Below are 22,642 nucleotides of genomic sequence, written 5' to 3'. Positions count from 1 at the left end.
ACCTCGGAATAACACAATTACTTTAACCTTGTCAACAATCGAATCACCAGCAATGCTGTTTTAATATAAGGCCAGGTTTTACTCAGGCTTTCATCAGAAGTAGGTTGTGCTGATGTAAAATCCAAATTCCTTGTTATCGGAGGGTTTGGGGTATTGCGGTATGAAGGGTTATATTTTTCGGCAGTTGTTTTTTGTATTGTAAACCAATCAACCGAGGCTTCCTCCCCATTTAGAAGAATCTTTTTCCACACTTCAAAATCCAAATCATTTTCAATATATGTATTTACCCAAGCCGGGTAGGAAGTTTCACTAATAAATGTTTTACGATAAAGTGTTTGCCCCTTGCCCTTGTTTATGTTGTGTTGAAGTACTGATAGCTTTTCGGCAGCCCATTCCCGGTGCCCGGAAACGGGTGAATGCCAGGCATTATAAAACAGTTGAAGCAACTCAATGCCTATACCTTTGTAATTTAACAAAATGTCATCAAGTGCCTTGCTCACTCTTTCATTCCTGTAAGCATCAATGTCTGTTACATTTTCATTTTCCAATATAGCGTGCCTAAGCTCATTAAGTTTTAATACATCTACAACGTAGGGAAGAATATTAGCTTTATGCTCGCCGAGCATATCCCGTTTGCAAATTATCACAGCGGGAATATCCATATCCAACTGCTGATAAGCCAATATTTTGTGATGTCCGTCTAAAACGTAATTCGGGCTTGCGCTTGAATCATCATAATAGTAGTGATAATAAATAATTGCTTTTGGACGGGCACCCTCATTTATTAGATTCACGTAATGATCTACCCTGTTTTGATCTATACGGTTACGGCGTCGGGTAAAAAGGTAAATATCCCCACTTCCATAATCATAGTAATTACAGGCAAACCGATATTCTTCAGGAACAGAATCGGAATAGACCATTGAACTATCGCTATAGAAAGAGCAGTTCTTTTTGTCAAGCCTCGAGATAGCAACGTCGTAATTGCCATTGTCAAACAAATCCAAAAATTTAATTATCTCTTCAAGGATTTCGTTGTCAGATCCATGTGCCAATGAATGATCTAACCCGACAGTTAATTCCAATTGCTTTTGGTAATCATTGTCAGATACTGAATAATATTCGCCGATACTTCCCCGGCAATCGGGCCAGTTTACGGCCACAGCCTCTTCAATAACCAATGCATTCAAAAAGCCGTCGGTAATGATCTCTATAATCCCCTGTCCGTTTGTAACTTCAACTTTGCGGGTTTTATTTGCTACCAGAAACTGGAGCCATGCCTGGACTATCAAAAGAAAATCATTTGTTGGTAAGCTAAAGGAGGCTTTAACCCGACTTTCCTCATAGGTGTTGTCCTTAAAATCTTCACCGAAATAAGTTTCGGTCGCCTCCAGGTAAACCAACACATCTCCTTTTATTGGCAACCTCAATTCTTTCGGGCTTTCTTTCTCGACAAAATCGTTTACAGACCTGTAAAGCATCCCCGCCTCTAATGCGGTTTGAGCGCTTTGTATATAATGAGATAGCAAAGGATTTATTGAGCGAATTGCGATAATTCCAGTTGGAGGGGCTGAGTATTCAAAAACAAGTTTATATTTTTTTAAGATCTCCATTTAGCACTTCCATTTACAAAGCTTATATTGTATAAATATAGGTATAAAAAATGCCGCATTATCTCCCGAGAGGTTAGCGCAGCGTAACTCGTGGGTAAAACTGATTGAAGCCTTTGGCTTCAGTTCAGTTGAAAGCTGAAACCATGTTTAGCAGCGAGTTGGAACCTCGCGGCAGTTCGTAAAATCTCGCGGCAGTCGTCCCTCTTTGCCCCCGGATTTATCCCTCCCCCTTACATCTAATTACTCAATTTACCCCCTTAGGTTATAAAAATATCTCTGTTAAAATTAACTGTGACGCAAGCGTATCATAATTATTTTTTATGTTTTGAAAATCCTTTAACCCGGCGCTTAAACCTATATTTTTAATTTATTGCTCATGTGATACAACCGTATCAAAATTTCATAATGTACTATATATCAGTTATTTATGTAAATTTTATTTGTTTATTACATTTTAAATAGCCTATTTTTGATTTGTAATAATAAGCCATACATAAGCCTGTATTCCTGAAAAACTATTTTGAACGATGCTGTTTTGCCTGCGTTCAATTGAGGGTGTTTTAAACATTAGTTAAGTTGGTAAAGCGATTTAGCAATGCGTAACAGGCCTTTTGCCCTGGATTTTTTGTGCAATCAATTAAACCAAATAATAAATTTTATGAACATTAACTACTATTTAAAGCGGCTTGCAGCCCTCACCCTGATACCCGCGACCTTGCTGTTTTCCTGTAAAAAGGATGCCAATACCGGCGAAGCCAAAGCTCAACAAACCAGCAGCACGGTAGCCCGGGCAGCCAACGAAGTTGTAAACGCCTGGGTAACCACGGCCGATCAATCAAAACTGTTACAGGCACAGGCCAGCTTCAATTTTGCTGCCGATGCAGGCACCAACGCCACCACCGTAACTGTCGACGAAAATACCACCTATCAGGGTATAGATGGCTTTGGTTTTACCCTAACCGGCGGCAGTGCCAGTTTATTGAACGGGCTGGGCGGCAACCAGGCTGCCGTATTAAGCGAGCTTTTTGGTACGGCAAACGGCCAGATAGGCATCAGTTATTTACGTATCAGCATTGGTGCATCTGACCTTAGCTCGAGCGATTTTACTTACGACCAGGTGGCAGGCGATGTAAACATGAACAGTTTCAGCATCAGCCAGGAAAATACCGATATGCTGCCGATCCTGAAAAAGATCATCGCCATCAATCCATCCATCAAAATTATAGCCACCCCCTGGACGGCCCCAACCTGGATGAAGGTTAACACTACCGGCAACAACGGCTACACCGGCGGAAGCTTAAACACAGCGTATTATGATGCTTATGCCCGTTATTTTGTAAAATACCTGCAGGCCATGCAGGCACAGGGTATTACTATTGATGCCATTACCCCGCAAAACGAACCGCTTAACCCATACAATAACCCAAGCATGGTGATGCAGGCCAGCGAGGAAGCTGCTTTTATCAAAAACAATCTTGGCCCGCAGATCAGGGCGGCCGGTTTTGCTACCAAGATCATCGCTTACGACCATAATACCGATAGGATTGACTATCCGGAGGCTGTTTTGGCCGATGGCGGCGCAAACCCTTATGTTGATGGATCAGCGTTTCACTTATATGCGGGGTCAATTGCTTCTTTAACCGATGTGCATAATGCATACCCTAACAAAAATGTGTACTTCACCGAGCAATGGGTTGGTGCGCCAAGCAATTTTGGTGGCGACCTGTCATGGCACGTTAATAACCTGGTTATTGGCGCTACCCGCAACTGGAGCCGCAACGTTTTGGAATGGAACCTGGCAGCCGATGTTAATTATAACCCGCACACAGCCGGTGGCTGCAGCACCTGCCTGGGCGCCATTACAGTAAGCGGAACATCAATAACCCGCAACGTGGGTTATTACATCATAGGCCACGCGGCACGTTTTGTAAGGCCCGGAGCAGTTCGCATTTCATCAAATGTATCGGGCAGTATCCAGGATGTGGCCTTTAAAAACTCCGACGGGAGCAAGGTACTTATCGCGCTTAATACAGGCTCATCTGCAATAAGCTTTAAGGTGAAATGGGGCGCCGAGTCATTTACCTACTCATTGGCTGCAGGCGCAGTGGCCACTTTTAAATGGAATGGTACCCAATCAAGCGGGTCATCATCCGGTGCCCCGATAGGCTCGGTTATTACGCTGAAAGGCATTAACAACCAGTATGTAAGCAGCGAGAACGGCACAGCCGCCATGAACTGTAACCGCCCAACCGCATCGGCATGGGAGCAATTTACCGTGGTTGACGCCGGTGCGGGTAAAATAGCCTTGCAGGGCATGGGAAAATACGTGTCGTCAGAAAACGGTACGCAAGCCATCACCTGTAACCGAACCACCATTGGCGATTGGGAAAAATTTGACTGGGTAGTTAACGCCGATGGCAAAATATCGCTGCGGGGCAACAACAGCAAGTATGTATCCAGCGAAAACGGCACGCAAGCCATGACCTGTAACCGTACAACCATATCCGGCTGGGAAGCTTTTGGGGTGAACCAGTAAGTCAAATCGTTAAAAAAAGTGATTGTCGCCCCGAGTGGTAAAATTTCGCGAAATTCTAAAGGGGACGACATACAAAATAAAAGACTGTCATCCTGAGGTACGAAGGATCTATTCGCGAACTTTTCCGGTGGCCATGCAAGGCGTAGAATAGATTCTTCGTACCTCAGAATGACAGGAAAATTGGATATGTCATGGGTAGGTACGAAGTATCTGCTAACTGTGCAACCGGTAGAAAAGTTCGCGAATAGATGCTTCGTACCTCAGCATGACAGGGTTAATATCTCAAGTTATTTCTCAACAACACGCAATCAATTATAACACAAATACCAATCTTATGAAATCAATTCTAAACTTAAAAAAGGGCGCTTTCGCAATAGTAGCCCTGGCTGCTTTAGCCATTTCCTGTAAAAAAGATGCCAACAGGCAGACACCTGCTACCATCGCCGCTGCCGAAGCCAACCAAACTACCACACCGAGGGCGGCAACGCTTGTATGGAGCGATGAATTTAACGGCACCAGCGTTAACACCGCCAACTGGAATATTGACAATGGTAACCCCAATGTTAATAACGAGAAAGAGTATTATCAGTCGGCAAATGCCACAGTATCAGGCGGTTATTTAACTATCACCGCCCGTAAAGAAACCGTGGGCGGCCAGCCCTATACCTCGGCTAAGCTGACCACCGCCGGTAAATTCCAGCCAACTTACGGCCGTATTGAAGCCAGCATTAAGTTACCTGCAGTGCAGGGTACCTGGCCGGCATTCTGGATGCTGGGCGCCAATATAGGCACCGTAGGATGGCCCCAATGCGGCGAAATTGACATTATGGAACAAGTGAATACTTCCAATACCATATTGGGTACCATGCACTGGTATGTTAACGGCCACTCGCAATATGGCGGCAGTACTACCACAACGCCTACAGGTTTCCATACTTACGCGGTAGAGTGGGATACCAATTCTATCAAATGGTATGTAGATAATACACTGTATGTTACCGGTAATATAGCAGGCAATATTAACAATACCGGCGCTTTTCATAATCCGTTCTTCATTATTCTTAACCTGGCCATAGGCGGCGACCTGCCCGGCAACACTATTAACGATGGCGCTTTGCCTTGTAATATGGTGGTTGATTATGTGCGGGTATACAACCTTTCGGGCAGCAGCACATCGCCGCCAATTGGATCGAACATTACATTAAAAGGCTTTAACAACCAGTATGTAAGCGGCGAGAATGGTACACAAGCCATGTGGTGCAACCGCGCAACCGCCCAGGCCTGGGAAACTTTTACCGTTGTAGATGCAGGTGGCGGCAAAGTGGCCCTGCAAAGCATGGGCAAATATGTATCGAGCGAAAACGGCACACAAGCCATTACCTGTAACCGCACCACCATCGGCGATTGGGAAAAATTCGACTGGGTACCAACTTCGGATGGAAAGGTTACCCTGAGAGGCAATAACGGCAAATTTATATCGAGCGAAAATGGCACACAAGCCATGACCTGTACCCGTACAACCGCATCGGGCTGGGAGGCATTTGGCATAAATCAATAGTTAACATTTATATTGGCCTGCCCTTATCCGTATGGGCAGGCTAATTTTTACCTGATGAAAAAGTTTGCAAGCTTTTATTTTATACTGATTATAACCGCCTGCCTGGTTCATGCGCAGCAGCTTGAAAAAAAGCTACAGGTTGATGCCGGAATAGGTTACCAGCAGGAAAACTTCAGATGGTCGATATCGGGCAACATCAGCGGCCAAAACCCCAATGTGCTTTCGGAACTTAAATGGATGAAGGTTGGCGGCCAAAATGCAGCCGCATTTATCAGCTACAACTTTTGGAAACGCTTTGTTGCTTATGGCGATTACTCGCGGCACTTCATATCCTCAGGCACGGTAAACGACAGTGACTACGGCGCCGATAACCGCAACAACAATACCTATAATGAAACCTTCAACGCCAATAAAGGCAACACCAGTTTATGGAACCTTGGTGTGGGGTACGTTATTTTTAATAACCATCGTTTTAGCCTGATACCTTATATTGGTTACGGCGAGAGCACAGAATTTCTTCACCTGCTTGACCGTGGCGGTATGTTTCCGGGTTTAAATAGTTCCTACGCCCCCAAATGGAAGGGCGGGTTTTTAAAAGTTGTGTCGTCGGTGATGATAGCCCCCCATTTAAAATTCAAGGCTGATGTTACCTACCACCAGGTAAGTTACAACGGTAACGGCAACTGGAATTTAATCACCAGTTTTCAGCACCCGGTGAGTTATCGCCATCATGCCAATGGTTACGGTATTGAAGCGGGCGGCAAGTTGAGTTATGATATTACAAATCACTTTGCCATCCAAATTGGCGGCGGCTGTTTTACCTGGCAAACCGGCAATGGCACCGACCAGCTTTACCTCAATAACGGCCAAATTGACAAAACGCAATTGAATGGTGTGTCCCGGATTGGTTTCGGGGTATCCGGCGGTGTGAATTTGGGGTGGTAAAGGTGTATCAACGGTATGCAGGCAGTGTAGCGCAGGCAGGGTAAAACTTACAGCTGCAGTGCAAGCTGATCGCCTGGCCCGGCCTCTTTTTCTTCTCTTTGTTTCGCCACCATCTCACCAAAATTTGACAGCGAAATCCCCAGTAGCCGGATGCGGGTATTGTCGTCTGGATTGATGGCTGCCATCAATTGTTTTGCTGTATTGCATATCGTCTCCAAATCATTAAAAGCCGTGGTGAATGATTGGTTTCGGGTAATCTGTTTAAAATCGCTGTATTTTACTTTGAGGGTGAGCGTGCGGCCTTTCAGTTCGTATTTCAGCAGGCGGTCATGTACCACCTGTGCAATTTTTTCCAGTTCGGCTTCCATTTCGGGCAGGGTGGTAAGGTCATAAGCAAAAGTATCTTCGGCTCCTAACGATTTGGTTTCGCGGTGGGGTTGTACTTCGCGGTTATCAATACCGCGCACTATCTGGTAGTAAAAGCGGCCCGGCTTGCCAAAATGCCGTATCATTTCTTCCTCGGTTAGTTTTTTAAGGTCGGCTCCGGTATGCAGGCCCATCTGCTTCATTTTTTGCGCAGTGACTTTGCCTACACCAAAAAACTTTTCGACGGGCAATTGCTCCATAAAGTTCTCTATGCTTGAAGGGCCGATAAACTTCAATCCATCGGGCTTATTGAGGTCTGATGCAATTTTGGCAACAAATTTATTGATGGATACGCCGGCTGATGCCGTAAGGTTAAGTTCATCCTTTATTGCTTGTTTTATCTGTTTGGCTATATCAATTGCCGAGCCGATGTTGAGTTTATCGTTGGTAACGTCAAGGTAGGCCTCGTCTAACGACAGGGGCTCAATCAGATCGGTATACCGGCTGAAAATCTCCCTGATATGTTGCGATACCTCTTTATATGCAGCAAACCGTGGCCGTACAAACAAGGCATCCGGGCAAAGCTGTAAAGCCCTTTTTGATGACATTGCCGAACGTACCCCAAACTTACGCGCCTCGTAACTTGCAGTAGCCACCACACCGCCCCTGCCCTGGGGTAATCCGCCAACTACCAGTGGCTTACCGCGATATTCCGGGAAATCCCGCTGCTCAACCGACGCGTAAAATGCATCCATATCAATATGGATAATTTTGCGGATGATTTGTGTGGGTTGATCTTGCATGGATAATTTTCGTGGGCGGTTATACAGAGGTATTCCAAATGTAAATATAGCAAATAGTAGTTTTTACTGGTCTTGTTGCTGCCTGCAGTTGGCGGCAGGCCGACGGCTCCACGTTTATAACACAGATAGTTTTTAACGGTTAAGAACGAGGAATAATACTATATTTAAACTTTCAATTATACCTTTATGAAAAGACGCTCTTTTGTAAAATCAACCCTCATGGGTGCTGTAACCGCAACCGTTTTACCCGCTGTAAGTAACGCTGATACCATGCATACCGAAGTACCAATAGAAGAATATTATGAACTCCGGGTTTATAGTTTAAAAGATGCAAGTCAGCAAAGTTTGGTGGAAGATTATTTGCAAAATGCATTAATACCAGCGTTAAATCGTCACACCATAAAGCGTGCAGGTGTGTTTACAGAAGTAAAGCCCCAGGGGCAAACTAAAGTGTTCGTGCTTATTCCTTATGTCTCCACTTCTCAAATTGACAGGGTTCAAAAACTGATTAGCGATGATAAAGACTATATAGCCAAAGCTGCCGCTTACCTTAATGCGCCTGCCACCGCGCCGGCTTATGAACGGATAGAAAGTTCCCTTTTAAAAGCATTTCCGCATACAGTACTAACTGCTGCGCCCGAACGGAAGCCGCGTATTTTTGAACTACGCCAGTACCAGAGCGCCAGCGAAGCCGCGGGTAAAAAGAAGATAGAAATGTTTACTGACCAAGGCGAAATAGATATTTTTAAACGCCTTGGTTTCAACCCCGTTTTTTGGGGCGAAACTATAATTGGTCCCTTGAGGCCCAACCTTACGTACATGATTACCTTTGATGACCTGGCCGCTAAAGATGCCCATTGGAAAGCCTTCGGCAGCGACCCTCAATGGAAAAAGATAAGCAGCGTACCCGAATATGCAGATGCCCTGCTGGTAAGCAAAATAACATCAACTATGTTAACGCCAACTACTTATTCGCAGATATAAGGCGATAGGTTATCTGCCGCTGATTTTCTTTTTTGAATAAGTATGCCTTACCAGCGGCTTTATTAATTGGGGGCCTTGTCCGGTGCTGGTTTTAACCAGCCTGGTATTGCCTGCACCCATTGCATTATAGGCCGATGGAGTCCATTCAAAATTCAGTTTATTTAAACAGTTCACAACAGTTATTTTATAGCATGGGCGGTAAAAATTCACAGGCAATACTTCAATAAATTAAAACGAATTCCGTAAATGTAATGCTGTGAAAAACAATATAAAAACTGTTTTTTGTATTGGTATATAGTACAAATTTACCAGCTTCCTTTTGTATTTCAAAACGGCCTTTAATTCATGCATAAATGCTTACAAAAAGGTAATTAATTCACACTTTTCGGTAACAAATGCGATATTTATTGATACAAATGGTATATTTATTTACACAAAAATAAAATGAAGTTTTTTTGCGCCAAAGCTCAGAAAAGGCAGCCCGGAAAATCGGGTATCTTCTGTTTTAAAAAAACATAGCAGTTTAAATATATATCTACCACGCTCAAAATTTTTAACCGCTTTAAAAACAATTTTGTCATTCGATAGTAATCATTAATCAATCGATTAATGATTTGGCCCTGAACCTCTTTGATTAATCAATCGTTTGATTAATTTTGTGCCGTTAAAACAATGGACAAAGATAAAATAGACAAAAAAGACCACATCCTTGACGTCGCCGAACGCGTGTTTGCCGACTATGGATTTGATGGGGCTTCTACCCGGACAATTTCGGGCGAAGCCGGTGTTAATATGGCTATGCTCAATTATTACTTCGGTTCAAAAGAAGGCCTTTTCCTGGCAATCTTTGAGCGTAAGATCTCGTCATTCCGTACACTGCTTCAAAATATTGGTAATGACGACAGCATGACTGCCTGGTGTAAGCTTGATAAATGTATTGATAACTACGTAGAGCGCATTATTGTAAATAACTGCTTTCAAAAACTCATCAGCCGCGAAATATCGATGAACAAGCGCTGGGGGCTTACCGATAAGATAATTGAAATACTGATGGTAAACGTTGTGGAGATCAGGAAAATAATTGAAGAGGGGCTTAACAATGGCTCCTTCTATAAAGACATTGATATCCCGATGGTTATTGCAACCATATTCGGCACCAAAAATTATGTAATCAATATGCCGCAGTTATCATCATTAATTATAGGCCACGATATCCGTGACGAAAAATTTATGGAAGAAGAACTGAAGCCAAGGATTAAAACATACATGAAAAGACTTTTAAAAGCTTATTTAGTAAATGAACATGACAACTCAAAATAATAAAACCGACCACCTTAAACTGTTGAAACACACAGTTAGCGCGTTTTGGAGGTATGGCACCGCCCTGGCGGTATCAGGTTTGCTGTTTGCAGGAACGGCAACGGCCCAGGACCGTACAATCACTTTAGATGAGGCCATTAAGCTGGGCCTTGATAACAGCAAGGTGTTAAAATTATCGCAGGCTAAAATTGACCAGGCGGTATCGCAATACAACCAGGCTAAAGACCAGGCTTTGCCTACCGGTAAAGTAAGCTACGGATACAACCACGCCGAAATACCTGCCAATAAACTTTCGCTTGGCCAAAGCAGCTTTAACCTGCCCGACAGGGCCGACGCTTACTTAGGCATACTATCCTTAAGCGAAGTGCTTTACGCGGGTGGTAAATACAAATATGCCCGCGAATCGACAGATTTGCTTAGCCAGGTTGCCCGATTGGACGTGGTTAATGATAAAGACCAGATTACTTACGATATCATTAACTCCTATTACAACCTGTACAAGGTATTGCAAAGCAAAAAAGTAGTAGCGCAAAATTTAGCAACCATTGATGGACAAATCAAACAATCGCAAAGGTTTTTTGACCAGGGTTTGGTAACCAAAAATGATGTATTGCGGTTTCAGTTGCAACGCTCCAATGTCGAGCTGAATGGCATCGACCTGGAAACTAACCGCCGTATCATAAACTACAGCCTGAATGTTTTGTTGGGCTTACCCGAAGGTACCCAGCTTAATATAGACCAGATAACCGAGGTTGACAGGCCCGTTGCCCCTTTAAGCAATTACCTTGATTCCGCTTACGCAAGCCGTGTTGAATTGCAGCAGGCAGATTTACGGGGCAAAGTTGCCGAAACCAGCATCAAAAACATACAGGCTAACACCTTGCCTACATTGGCGGCATCAGGAAGCGCCTATTATGTAGATGTAAACTCAAACCCGATTCCTAAAAGCGGGCAGTTTATTACCCCGATATCAGTTGGCTTAACCCTTTCCTGGAACTTTGGCAACCTATGGACAAATAAAAACAAGGTTACCGAAGCTAAAATTCAGCGAGAGCAGGTAACTATAAACAAAAGCATTACGGTTGACCGCATTAAAAACGAAGTAAACCAAAACTACCAGAACTGGACAATGGCTTTGGATAAGATTAAGCTTTTACAAACCTCAATTGAGCAAGCGGGCGAAAATAATAAGATCCTCGAATCAAAATACAAAAGCAATATAGCATCAGCAACCGATAGGGCCGATGCCGAAACATTGCTTTACCAGGCACAAATAAACCTGGAGTTAGCTAAAGCCGATGCAGGCCTGGCTTACTATACTTTACTAAAATCAACAGGAAAAATCAACAACAAATAATACTTAAACCAGATAATAAAATGGCAAAGGCACAAGAAACACAGGAACAGGAACCAAAAAAGAAACCAAATAAAGTTATCCCTATCATATTAGGCGTATTGCTTGTTGGTGGCATCATTTTCGGTATCAAAGAATATTTATACTACGGCAAGCACATCGATACAGATGATGCGCAGATTGATGGCGATATAAGCCCCGTAGTTGCCCGCGTAGGCGGATATGTTGACTCTATTTATTTTGAAGAAAACAGCCACGTAACTGCTGGCCAAACTTTAGTTAAAATTGACGACCGCGATTACAAGGTAAAATTAGAGCAGGCACAGGCAGCACAGGTTGGTGCAAGCGCAGGTATCAATGTAAATCAATCGCAGATTTATGCTACACAGGCAAACTCATCAAGCGCAAGGGCGCAGGTTGAATCAAATGCTGCCCGTTTAGATAAAGTGCAGAAAGATTACGCCCGTTACGCAAACCTGGTAAAAGACGGATCGGTAACGCAGCAACAATTTGACCAGGCCAAAGCCGATTTGGATGTGGCTAAAGCAAACTTAAGGGCCTCACAAGACCAATATAAAGCAGCAGTTGAGCAAATTGGTACTACCCGCAGCCAGTTAAAAGTTACCAACACCGGTGTAACCCAGAAACAGGTTGATATTGACTATGCAAAACTGCAGTTGAGCTATACCACTATCAAGGCGCCATCAAGCGGTTTGGCCGCCAAAAAAAGCGTACAGTTGGGCCAGTTGGTACAGGCAGGGCAAACCTTGTTTAGCATTGTAAACGATAACAGTTTATTTATAACCGCCAACTTTAAAGAAACCCAGCTGAACGATATGAAAAACGGCCAGAAGGTTGATGTTGAGGTTGATGCCTATCCTGATATGAAAGTAGAAGGTACAGTTTACAACTTTAGCCCGGCAACCGGCGCCAAATTTTCATTATTGCCGCCAGATAATGCTACCGGTAACTTTGTAAAAGTAGTGCAGCGCGTACCTGTTAAAATAAAACTAAGCGCCTCAAAAGACGTACTTGACAAATTGCGCCCAGGTATGAGCGTAAAAGTTTCTGTAATTAAAGGAGAATAAAATGGCTGAAACAGGCTTTAAAAAATGGATCATCACTATCACGGTTATCATAGCTTCATTGCTGGAGCTTATTGATACCACGATTGTGAACGTATCCCTGCCCGATATACAGGGTAACCTTGGTGCTACCCTTGAAGATATTGCCTGGGTGGTTACCGGTTACGCTGTAGCAAACGTAATTGTGCTCCCTATGTCGGGATGGCTGGGAAGCAGGTTCGGGCGAAAGAATTATTTCATAACCTCTATTATAGTGTTTACAGTTGCCTCGTTTTTATGCGGTAATGCTACAAACCTTAATGAACTGGTTATGTTCCGGATACTACAAGGTATTGCGGGTGGCGGGTTAATATCAACATCGCAGGCCATATTAATTGAAACATGGCCACGTGAGCAAATAGGTACCGCTACAGCATTATTTGGTTTGGGTGCGGTAGTAGGGCCAACTGTAGGGCCTACCATTGGTGGTTATATTACCGATCACTCTTCTTGGAGATGGATATTTTATGTAAACATTCCGGTTGGCGCCCTTGCTGCGTTTTTTGCCTACACCTTTGTACGCGAAACGCCTAAAGACGAAAAAGGTAAACCCGTTGACTGGTGGGGCATTGGTTTACTGGCTATAGCTGTAGGCAGTTTGCAAACCATTTTGGAGAAAGGCGAATCGGAAGATTGGTTTGCAACACCTTACATCACCGTATTAACTATCACCGCAATATTAGGATTGATCCTGTTTATATGGCGCGAGATGAGTATTGACTACCCGATAGTAAATTTTGCGATATTAAGGCACCGAAGCTTTGCCGTGGGGATGTTTACATCATTTGTGCTTGGCTTTGGGTTATATGGATCGGTGTTTGTGTTCCCGGTGTTTTGCCAAAACTTGTTAGGTTTTACAGCACAGCAAACGGGCGAGATCCTTTTCCCCGGTGGGTTATGTACCATTGTAATGATGCCTTTTATTGGTAAAATGCTTAATAAGGGTATTCCGGCACAGTTTATGGCTACCGCGGGTATGTTCCTGTTCTTTGTATTTACCACAATGCTCAGTAACTCCACCATGGCCATGGGGCCATCTAATTTCTTTTTGCCATTAATGATCCGGGGTGTAGGTATGGCCTTGTTATTTGTGCCCCTAACCACCCTGGCTATTGCCGACTTGAAAGGGCCCGAGGTAGGGCAGGGAACAGGCTTAAATAACATGATGCGCCAACTGGGTGGCTCTTTTGGTATTGCTACACTCACTACCATTATCCACGTACGCCAGGGCGTGCACCGTAGTAACCTGTTAACAAATATTACGGCAACCAACCCTGCATTTATTGAACGGTTTAATGCTGCATTGCACAACTTTATGGCCAAAGGGCACTCGGTAATTGATGCTACCCGCATGGCATATGGCGCCATAGAGGGGGCTTTAACCAAGCAGGTGTTGTTATTAACTTATGATGATGCTTACTGGATATCGGGCCTGGTGATGTTATTTTCTATCCCTTTGCTATACCTGCAGCCATTCAGGAAATCAAATGCAAAAATGCCGGTAGACGCGCATTAATATTTATAACGATAAAAGCCGTTCCACTATTACCTGGAACGGCTTTCCCCAAAAAAAATTAACAATTAAAATTTAATAACTCTCCCCGAGATACAATTGATTTTTCAATAAAATAAGTGTAATCGAGGTTTGTTTAATCTTAGGCATAAATTTAGAAGTTTTTAATTAACAAACGCAAATTTTATTAAGTAATAAACAGTTATTTATGAAAAAAGCATGAAATTATTAAGTCTCATGCTTTTTTTATGCTAAAATATTGTTGATAGTTAAAAAATAACCTTGCCGGTAGCTGTAACTAACGAGGCAATACGTACGGCATCAAAAATACGCTCCTCGGTTGTAGCTAATTTTATCAGCGAATCTTCGTGGGCGTTTACACACATTTCGCAGCCATTTACAGCCGAAACGGCCAGGCTCATCAACTCAAAAAACTCTTTCCCGGTAACAGGCTTCATCATCAGCTGCATGCGGATGCGGGCCGGAATCTGGGTGTATTTCTCTTTCTGTGTAAAATGCCTGAACCTGTAAAATACATTGTTTGAGGCCAGCAACGACGCGCAGCCTACTGCTTCGCCAATTTCGGCGGCGGTTGCTTCCTGCTCTTCGGCGTATTTGGTAAAGTAGCTGGTAAGCGGCGTATTGTTGTTATTAACCGCTATGCTTAAACCTAATAAGGCGCATTCTTTGGCCGTTAAATGGGCCGACGTAAGCGTGCTGGTAAAATTCAGCTTCAAATCGCGTAAATAGCGCGACTCGCCTTTTTCTAACAGGGTAAGGCTGGTGGTACGGTAATCTTTATCTAATCCAATACTTTGCAGTATTTCCTGGATCACTTCGGTACTTTCATTCATGGTATTTGTTTTTATGCTTAAAACTTTAAACAAGGTAAGCCCCCTCTAAATCTCCCCCGGTAGGGGAGACTTTACTTTTATTTTTTTAAAAGCCCTCCCTTCCGGGGAGGGTTGGGTGGGGCTCTTTTGCGTTTATAAAAAATCCCCGCACAATAAATTAACTGTACGGGGACGTATGTAGTAGGGGGAATTAAACAGTTAGTGTTTCCTGGCCTTTTTCCCAGTTACATGGGCAAAGTTCGTCGGTTTGTAAACCATCAAGTACACGTAAAACTTCTTTAACGTTACGGCCTACGCTTAAATCGTTAACAGAAACCCAACGGATAATGCCGGTAGGGTCAACAATGAAAGTAGCGCGGTAAGCAATTTTTTCAGTTGGCTCCAATATGCCCAAATCTTCGGCTAATGATTTTGAAGTATCGGCAAGCATCGGGAATTTCAAATCGCGCAGGTCGTCATGATCGCGTCTCCAGGCAGCGTGTACAAATTCCGAATCGGTAGAAGCACCAATTAAACGGGTTTCGCGGTCGCGGAACTCGCCATAGTTTTTGTTGAACTCAGCAATTTCAGTTGGGCACACAAAAGTGAAATCTTTTGGCCACCAGAACATTACTGTCCAAACGTTATCATCATTCACCAAATACTCAGAAGTAAGTGTTTCAAACTCTTTTCCTTTTTCAAGGCTAACTACGGCAGTTTTAGAAAATTGGGGGAATTTTTGTCCTATCGTTAACATAAGCGTCTTTTTATTATTATTTATGCAAATATACTGATTTAAAAGTCAGCGTTTCATTCTAAAAATCTATACCATATAGATTTTATTGATAGTTAGTTTTTAAGGAATTTGTTTTGTCTATGTATATTAATTTCAATAGCAATAGTTGCGGAATTGACCGTCTGCGCTGTCAATTTTATCAGGGCGTTACCTGTGGCCGGGCTTTTTGCTCATACTGCACAAGGCATTAGCCGCGGGCCGGTATCCGCGCCAATCTAACGCGTTTGTCTGAACCCGGATTAAACAGATTTATCTGATTTTTTGATTTCCGTTCCGACGAGTTTTTGATATCCTGGGTATACTGTACCACCGCATGAAATAGGTTATCACTTAGATTCATGCCAACGAATGTTTTGGAAACTACTCAAGGTAAGAGCCACCCCAGAGGGGTGCAAGCTTTGTAGAAATAAAGAAATAGCTATTTTGTGCTCCAGAGGAGCACCACCCCGACGTTTATTTCTTCACCTACGGCAACGAACCCCTTTATTAACAAACCCAACACAATATACTTTGGCGATATTTTTCACGTTGATTAACAAAACCTATCTTAGTATCATGAAAACTAAACCTATCCTCATAATAATTACCATTGTCTTGGTGGTTGCAGCAAGTTGTTTTGCATTCTTTAAATACAGGAGTCAAAATAAGCCGGGCAAAAGCGAGATTATACAGTTTTTAAACGCTTTTAATAAACACATACAGGCTGGTAATATTGATTCGGCCAAAACTTTTTTTGAAGATCAGCAAAAGAGCAAAGCTGTTAAGGTATTGCTGAACGTGCTTACTAATAAAACCAATACCGGCGGCAAGGACAAGCCACTGTTTAAAACGAGCATGAATACCGAGGATGCAGTTGTAAATATCATTAACCAGGAATACGCAACAGCGATTGTTGTCACCCGTTTTAATCACGACGACGTATCTGAAAATCGGTCGACCATTTTATTTACCATTCATAAACTGCCGGGCGGGCAGTATAAAATTACCCAGGTGGATGCCAAGGGATTTGTGAAGGACTATATGGCTTTTCAAAATAAAATCTATATTAAAATTACCCCCGAAAAGGATATTTATAACGCAATTACCCTGGCCGCGTTTAAAACGGCAGATCAGCTTAAAACACGTTATGATAGCGTTGTATGGTTTGATCATGTAAATCAAAAAACATTCTATTACGTAGTAAAGGGCAAATTTTCGCTTGATTTCTATAACCCTAATCCATATAAAACAAAGCATGATGAGTTTAAAATGGGACTTGTAAATCCGGACCTTAAGGAGATAATCCCGGTTGAATATGATTTGATACACAATATTGGTGGCACTGTAGATGGTTTAATTGAAGTTGAAAAAGCTGGTAAAAAAGGTCTTTATAACATCGGTGGTAAATTGATTGCTGATGCTGATTACGACGATATTTATCCGTTAAAAGCCGGTGAGAATTTAGCAATATTGAAAAACGGCAGAGACTTCTTTTATCTGAAGGGGGATACTACGATATCTGATAAGCTAACGGATTTTAAGATTGCCGACGCGATAACTCAAATTAAAACTTTTGGCGAATCTTATGAATTATCAGAAAAAAGCTCAAAAAATATTATGGAGTACAATTCGCGGGATTGGTCAACCTCGATCATTATATCGCCATCGTATCTTGCCAACCTGCAGCTGTTGCCCCGGTTTATAGATTTTCCTAACCCGTTACGAAAATTATCTGGAACCGATTCTGAGGAAATGCAGGATGGCAGTGGGTCGATAGCCGTTTCATTTGATGGTGCAGGTAAAGAAGAAAGTGCTGATAATTGGTTCGAAAGCGTTTATTATACTATTGCCAATGATTACTTAGGCGGTCGCGGAGGGCTTTACCAAAGTAAAAATGTACTTGTAGTTGATAAAAAGCGCAACCAGATATTGGGTTTTAACGCAGATTTAACTTTAGGCGAAGAAGAAAGTTCAGGCAACCTGACCGGTGATTGCCGCGAATACTCGATTAAAGCACTTAACGATTCGCTGTTTGAGTTTAAAACAACATCTGATATTGGGGTGAGATTACAAGGTGAAGCCGGCAGTATTGACGAGGGCCGATTGTATCATTACCTGCAAGTAAAGGATGGCAAATTTGTAGCGTTGGAATCAAAAAGGGTATTCCCTACACAATATGTAAAACTTGATGATTCATATTTGCAGGGTTGTTACACTTTGGGTTTTGGAGTGTACCCGGACAGAAAAACTAAAACGGTAGATCATTTGACTAAGGAAATGCTTCAATATATGAAAAATGAAATCTACGCTTCGTATAAATACCGATTTAAAACAAAAGAATGGAGTGATGTTTTCGAGTACCGCTTTAACTCATCCGATACCACAAAAAACGCGAATGTTGACGATTCGTTAACCGTTATCGATAAATACAATATTGCCTTTATTAACAGTAAGCTAAATGGGAAACCCTTAAACGTAAAAATCCCTAATAGCCTGGCTGCAAGATAGTTTTAAGATAGAAGGATGATTGTTTATTTTTAAGCGACTGATAATAAAATGTTTTGCTGAATGTTTTAAGTTAAATACGTTGCTGTATGAAAAGAAAACCTATCCTTACTGCTATAGCTTCATTGGCTGTGCTTACTATTTGTTTTTCGTTTACGCGCGATAAAATATCGGGAAAACCGGATAAGGCTGCTATAATCAAATTCCTTAATGCATTTAATGTTCAAATTAAAGCAGGGAATATAGACTCTGCAGAATCGTTTTTTAAGCGGGATATAGCAGGTGCCGGAATGGAGATATTGGGGCAGGTAATGGGGAATTATCGTGGTTCATTGGGTAAAACAATGCTGGCATTTGACATTAATTTTGATACCCGGAATGCCCATGTTGAATTTGTAAACCACCAACTGGCCACGGCTATGGTTATTGCCCGTTTTAGCACTCCCGGTGTCAAAACTCAAATATCGCCAGTACTGTTCACTATTGAAAAAAGCAATAATAACCAGTATAAGATAGATAGCGTCGACCTTAGAAACTTTAACGAGGCATATAACAACTTCTGGAAGATAGTAAGCAGTAAATCTATCCCTGAAAAGTACCTTTATAAACCCATTACATTGGCCGCTTTTAAAAATGCTGATAAATTAAAAAAGAATTACGACGGCGTTTTATGGTTTGATCATATTAATGATCAGACCTATTACTACGTATATAGGGGAACCGTTCCTGACAATTTATATGATAGCAAAGCCCGGGATAGGGCAATTGCAAACTTTCAAATGGGCCTGGTTAATCCTGATATGAAAGAAATTATCCCCGTTTCGTACGATTTGATCCGTAGCGTTGGCGGCACGGTAAGCGGGTTGATAGAAGTGGAGAAGAATACCAAAAAAGGGCTGTATAATTTAAATGGAAAAATGGTTGTGCCTGCCGATTATGATGAAATATACCCTTTAAAAGAGAACGCGAATGTTGCGTTGCTAAAAAAGGGAACTAACTATTATTACCTGAAAAGGAATTTTATCATTTCGCCCCAATTAACCAATTTCAATATTGCCGAACACCTTGCCCTGATTAAGGCTTATGGCCAGTCGTTTACATTTTCGGCAAAAAGCCAGCCAGATATAATGGAGGAAAACTCCCGTAAAATGGATAACGCCATCTATATTGCACCGTCGTACCTGGCTGATTGGAAAATTATCCCCGATTTCACAATGTTTGTAAACCCTTTAAGAAAGGTTACAAGTATGACGAGTGTAAACCTATTTGAGCCAACATTAGTTAAGTTTGACCGCCCTAAAAAAGAACAGGCTAATTCGTGGTACGAACGCATGATTTATACCATCGGGAAGCAATACCTTGGAGGACGGTCGAGCCTGTATAGTAGCAAAACCGTTGTTTTGGCAGATAAAAGGAAAAACAAAACCCTCAGCTTTGAAGTGCCAGCTTCTATGGGCGATGGATACTATAACGGACTTGCTGTTAGCCGGTGTAACGAGAGTGACTTATTGGCGCTCAGTGATTCCTTATTTCAATACAAGATCACTTCAGAATTTGCCTTTCCTCTGACAGAAAAAGGCCTTAATTTGCTCGAAGCGCCATATTATCATTTTATCCAGATCAAGGGCGACAATGTCACCGTATTAAAAACATCAAGAATATTTCCAACAAAATTCAATAAGTTGGACGATAGTTATTTGCAGGGCTGCTATACCACGGCTGAAAACTCAGATCGACCTAAAAATATACGGGTTGAAGCGGTGGCAACAGCCGAAATATTGGAATACATGAAAAACGAGATCTACGCATCGTATCATTATCGCTTCAAGGACGAAAAATGGAATGCTATTTTTAAACAGCGGTTTGATAACGAAGCTGTAGATATGCCCCAAAACGAGGACGTTAAAGATTCGTTAACTGTTATTGATAAATACAACATCAACTTTATCAACGCAAAACTAAAGGCAATGCAACCAAAAATTCAGGCTGCCAGATGAGTATTACCGCGAGGCTATTGCGATACTTTGCTTTTGTATGGATAGCCATTTTAAGCCTGGGTACCTTTTATGAAAGTTTTGCGCATAACCACGCTTTCTTTTTAGGATTTAAGCAAGCGGCAATTAAAACAGGCTGGTATATGCCGGCATTTTATTGCCATATTTTTGCCAGCAGTATTATATTGCTGGTAGGCTTTTTCCAGTTTTCAAAAACGGTATACAGCAACCGCAGGCTGCACAAGGCGCTGGGAAAAATATATATCTGTGGGGTATTGTTTATAGCCGCGCCGGGAGCATACGTGATGACGCTGTTTGTTGGCCGGGGCATGGGCGTTTTTATATCGTTCCTGCTACAAAATACGCTTTGGGTGTTATCAACCGTATTGGCGTTTACCCTTATCAAAAAAGGCAACATCAACGATCATGTTAAAATGATGCGCCGCAGTTACGGCCTTGCTTTTGGGGCGGTAACCTTGCGCTTTTATATCCTGCTTTTCCACGTTTTTGGCAACGGTGTAAACTTTGATAATAATTATATTATCATCGCTTTTTTAAGCTGGGTGCCAAATTTGGTGTTGGTGGAAATAATCAATATAAAAGAGGCGAAGCCCCCTAACCCCCTGAAGGGGGAACTATAGCGGACAAGCAAAAAAAATACAGGCCTGGCGCAAAACGCCAGGCCTGTATTTTAATCAAAAAGCTCCCCCTTCAGGGGGCTGGGGGGCCTCGCCGCTACAATATAAACTTCGTGCTCAGGAAATTAGATTCGTTGTCGTTCACAATGTCATTGATGATTTGCTTGTTCACATCGTTCATTTTGGTGGCCACCAGCGAACGGATGGAGAAGGCCCTTAATGCGTCATGTACCGAAAGGGTGCCCTCGGCGCTGTCCTTACGACCGGTGAAAGGGAATACATCCGGCCCGCGCTGGCACTGGCTATTGATATTTACCCGGCTCACCAGGTTCACAAACGGATCTATCAGCGAGGAGATCTCTTTGGCATCGTTACTAAATATACTCACCTGCATGCCATGCGGCGAATCTATCTGGTATTCAATAGGCTCTTCTATCGACTCGAATGGTACAACCGGGATCACGGGGCCAAATTGCTCCTCGCGGTATAGCTTCATTTTTTCGTTAACCGGGTACACAATGGCCGGGTAAAAGAAAGATGCCACCGTTTCGCCGCCGTTTTCGTTAATTACTTTTGCACCGTTGGCAATAGCGTCTTCAACAATATCGGTAAGGTAAGCAGGCTTGTGTGGTTCGGGCAAGGGAGTAAGTTTTACATCTTTATCCCACGGTAAGCCAAACGGCAGTTTGGCAACTGCTTCGCTCAATAGTTTTAAAAACTCATCGGCTACATCTTTTTGAACAAATATCATTTTTATGGCGGTACACCGCTGGCCATTGAACGATAATGCGCCCAAAATGCACTCGCTTACGGCTAAAGGGAGGTCGGCATTTTTGGTTACGATAGCGGCGTTTTTGGCATCTAAACTTAATACCGCGCGCAAGCGGTTTATTTTGGGGTGACGCTTTTTTAAATCATTGGCCACCTTGCTTGAGCCAATAAAGGCCAGCACATTTACTTTACCGGAGGCCATCAATCCGGGTGTTACCACAGAGCCACGACCATAAATGGTATTCACTACCCCTTTAGGGAACGATTCCTGGAAAGCGCGCAATAATGGGTAATGTAATAGCGTACCGTGCTTAGGTGGTTTAAAAAGTATGGTATTGCCCATAATAAGGGCCGGGATTAATGTGGTGAAAGTTTCATTCAAAGGGTAATTGAACGGCCCCATACACAACACCACCCCCAACGGCGAGCGGCGAACCTGGGCAACTAATCCCTCGGCCATTTCGAAACGGGAAGACTGCCGGTCGATATCTTTAAGGGCATCGATGGTTGCATTAATGTACTCGATGGTGCGGTCAAACTCTTTGGCCGAATCGCCGTAGGATTTGCCTATCTCCCACATCAGCAATTTTACCACCAGGCTGCGTTGCTCGCTCATCTTGTATATAAAGCGCTCCATGCATTTAATGCGGTCGGCAATGCTCATGGTAGGCCACTCGCCGCGGCCATTATCATACGCTGCAATAGCTGCATCTAATGATTCAAATGCTTCCTTTTCGGTGCAAACGGGGTAGGTTCCAATTAGCTTGCGGGTAAAATTTCCGTCGGCATCAAAAAAGCCAATCGGCGAGTATACTTCGTTTACCTCGCCATCCCATGGTTTCATTTCGCCAGCGCTCAGGTATTCACGCTGGTGTACTTCTTCGGTCTGAAACCCAAAGCCAATCTGGCTTTCGGGCACAAATATCGAAGTTATCTGATCTTTAAAACTCATATTTTATAGGTATTAGATTTTTATAAAGGTAAAAAAAGCCTGCTTTTATAAGCAAGCT

18 protein-coding genes are annotated in these 22,642 nt (G+C 42.8%); 11 read left to right on the top strand and 7 right to left on the bottom strand.

Going from position 1 to position 22,642, the window contains the following annotated elements; translation table 11 throughout:
• Positions 1-17 precede the first annotated feature (17 nt).
• Positions 18-1,529 carry a hypothetical protein gene (locus tag FSB76_RS11810; protein WP_147053772.1) on the bottom strand — a complete coding sequence of 504 codons (1,512 nt, stop codon included), beginning with the start codon at positions 1,527-1,529 and terminating at the stop codon, positions 18-20.
• Positions 1,530-2,271: 742 nt separating this feature from the next.
• On the opposite strand from FSB76_RS11810, the gene FSB76_RS11805 reads away from it, so the two are divergent.
• From FSB76_RS11805 to FSB76_RS11795, 3 genes are all read left to right on the top strand, one after another.
• Entirely contained in the window at positions 2,272-4,149 is a 1,878-nt protein-coding gene (locus FSB76_RS11805; protein ID WP_147053771.1) for a glycoside hydrolase family 30 beta sandwich domain-containing protein, read from the top strand.
• Positions 4,150-4,483: 334 nt separating this feature from the next.
• Positions 4,484-5,707 carry a family 16 glycosylhydrolase gene (locus tag FSB76_RS11800; RefSeq protein WP_147053770.1) on the top strand — a complete coding sequence of 408 codons (1,224 nt, stop codon included), beginning with the start codon at positions 4,484-4,486 and terminating at the stop codon, positions 5,705-5,707.
• A gap of 54 nt (positions 5,708-5,761) precedes the next feature.
• Positions 5,762-6,652, top strand: a complete 891-nt coding sequence (locus FSB76_RS11795) for a hypothetical protein (RefSeq protein WP_147053769.1) — start codon at positions 5,762-5,764, stop codon at positions 6,650-6,652.
• 47 nt (positions 6,653-6,699) lie between these two features.
• Here the strand turns inward: FSB76_RS11795 and dinB are convergent, their stop codons facing one another.
• Entirely contained in the window at positions 6,700-7,821 is a 1,122-nt protein-coding gene (gene dinB / locus FSB76_RS11790) for a DNA polymerase IV (RefSeq protein WP_147053768.1), read from the bottom strand.
• Between the two features lie 186 nt (positions 7,822-8,007).
• Between dinB and FSB76_RS11785 the strand changes: the two genes are divergently transcribed.
• The gene (locus FSB76_RS11785; RefSeq protein ID WP_147053767.1) at positions 8,008-8,805 is read left to right on the top strand and encodes an NIPSNAP family protein; all 798 of its coding nucleotides are present in this window, start codon (positions 8,008-8,010) and stop codon (positions 8,803-8,805) included.
• A 9-nt stretch (positions 8,806-8,814) separates the two neighbouring features.
• On the opposite strand, the gene FSB76_RS32105 is transcribed toward FSB76_RS11785, so the two are convergent.
• A complete protein-coding gene (locus FSB76_RS32105; RefSeq protein WP_158642886.1) occupies positions 8,815-8,979 on the bottom strand; it encodes a hypothetical protein in 165 nt (54 codons plus the stop codon).
• Between the two features lie 498 nt (positions 8,980-9,477).
• Here FSB76_RS32105 and FSB76_RS11780 point away from each other — a divergent pair, with 498 nt between their 5' ends.
• The 4 genes from FSB76_RS11780 to FSB76_RS11765 are packed head-to-tail and all read left to right on the top strand — an operon-like array spanning position 9,478 to position 14,119.
• On the top strand, positions 9,478-10,125 hold the full coding sequence (locus FSB76_RS11780; protein WP_147053766.1) for a TetR/AcrR family transcriptional regulator: 648 nt from the start codon (positions 9,478-9,480) through the stop codon (positions 10,123-10,125).
• Entirely contained in the window at positions 10,109-11,482 is a 1,374-nt protein-coding gene (locus tag FSB76_RS11775) for a TolC family protein (RefSeq protein ID WP_147053765.1), read from the top strand. The genes FSB76_RS11780 and FSB76_RS11775 overlap by 17 nt, the downstream gene beginning before the upstream one ends.
• 20 nt (positions 11,483-11,502) lie before the next feature.
• Positions 11,503-12,567 carry an HlyD family secretion protein gene (locus FSB76_RS11770; protein WP_147053764.1) on the top strand — a complete coding sequence of 355 codons (1,065 nt, stop codon included), beginning with the start codon at positions 11,503-11,505 and terminating at the stop codon, positions 12,565-12,567.
• 1 nt (position 12,568) lies between these two features.
• Positions 12,569-14,119, top strand: coding sequence for a DHA2 family efflux MFS transporter permease subunit (locus tag FSB76_RS11765; protein WP_147053763.1), 1,551 nt, complete (start codon positions 12,569-12,571; stop codon positions 14,117-14,119).
• A 266-nt stretch (positions 14,120-14,385) separates the two neighbouring features.
• On the opposite strand, the gene FSB76_RS11760 is transcribed toward FSB76_RS11765, so the two are convergent.
• The 3 genes from FSB76_RS11760 to FSB76_RS32100 form a co-directional block, all read right to left on the bottom strand.
• Positions 14,386-14,970 (bottom strand): carboxymuconolactone decarboxylase family protein, encoded by a 585-nt coding sequence (locus tag FSB76_RS11760; RefSeq protein ID WP_147053762.1) that lies wholly within the window; start codon positions 14,968-14,970, stop codon positions 14,386-14,388.
• Positions 14,971-15,160: 190 nt separating this feature from the next.
• Positions 15,161-15,706 (bottom strand): peroxiredoxin, encoded by a 546-nt coding sequence (locus tag FSB76_RS11755; protein ID WP_147053761.1) that lies wholly within the window; start codon positions 15,704-15,706, stop codon positions 15,161-15,163.
• A gap of 226 nt (positions 15,707-15,932) precedes the next feature.
• Positions 15,933-16,085: a hypothetical protein gene (locus tag FSB76_RS32100; RefSeq protein WP_158642885.1), complete on the bottom strand. Its 153-nt coding sequence runs from the start codon at positions 16,083-16,085 to the stop codon at positions 15,933-15,935.
• Between the two features lie 215 nt (positions 16,086-16,300).
• On the opposite strand from FSB76_RS32100, the gene FSB76_RS11750 reads away from it, so the two are divergent.
• The 3 genes from FSB76_RS11750 (at position 16,301) to FSB76_RS11740 (ending at position 20,864) form a co-directional block, all read left to right on the top strand.
• Positions 16,301-18,232, top strand: coding sequence for a YARHG domain-containing protein (locus FSB76_RS11750; RefSeq protein ID WP_158642884.1), 1,932 nt, complete (start codon positions 16,301-16,303; stop codon positions 18,230-18,232).
• An 86-nt stretch (positions 18,233-18,318) separates the two neighbouring features.
• Positions 18,319-20,226, top strand: coding sequence for a WG repeat-containing protein (locus tag FSB76_RS11745; protein ID WP_147053759.1), 1,908 nt, complete (start codon positions 18,319-18,321; stop codon positions 20,224-20,226).
• Positions 20,223-20,864 (top strand): DUF2306 domain-containing protein, encoded by a 642-nt coding sequence (locus tag FSB76_RS11740; RefSeq protein WP_147053758.1) that lies wholly within the window; start codon positions 20,223-20,225, stop codon positions 20,862-20,864. The genes FSB76_RS11745 and FSB76_RS11740 overlap by 4 nt, the downstream gene beginning before the upstream one ends.
• A 94-nt stretch (positions 20,865-20,958) precedes the next feature.
• Here FSB76_RS11740 and FSB76_RS11735 read toward each other — a convergent pair whose 3' ends face one another.
• Entirely contained in the window at positions 20,959-22,584 is a 1,626-nt protein-coding gene (locus tag FSB76_RS11735) for an NADP-dependent glyceraldehyde-3-phosphate dehydrogenase (RefSeq protein WP_147053757.1), read from the bottom strand.
• Positions 22,585-22,642 lie beyond the last annotated feature (58 nt).

It is taken from the genome of Mucilaginibacter ginsenosidivorax (genome assembly GCF_007971525.1).
In the GTDB taxonomy this organism is placed as follows: Bacteria; Bacteroidota; Bacteroidia; order Sphingobacteriales; family Sphingobacteriaceae; genus Mucilaginibacter; species Mucilaginibacter ginsenosidivorax.
The sequence above is the reverse complement of the archived record's forward strand: the minus strand, read 5'-3'. Positions and strand labels throughout refer to the sequence as shown.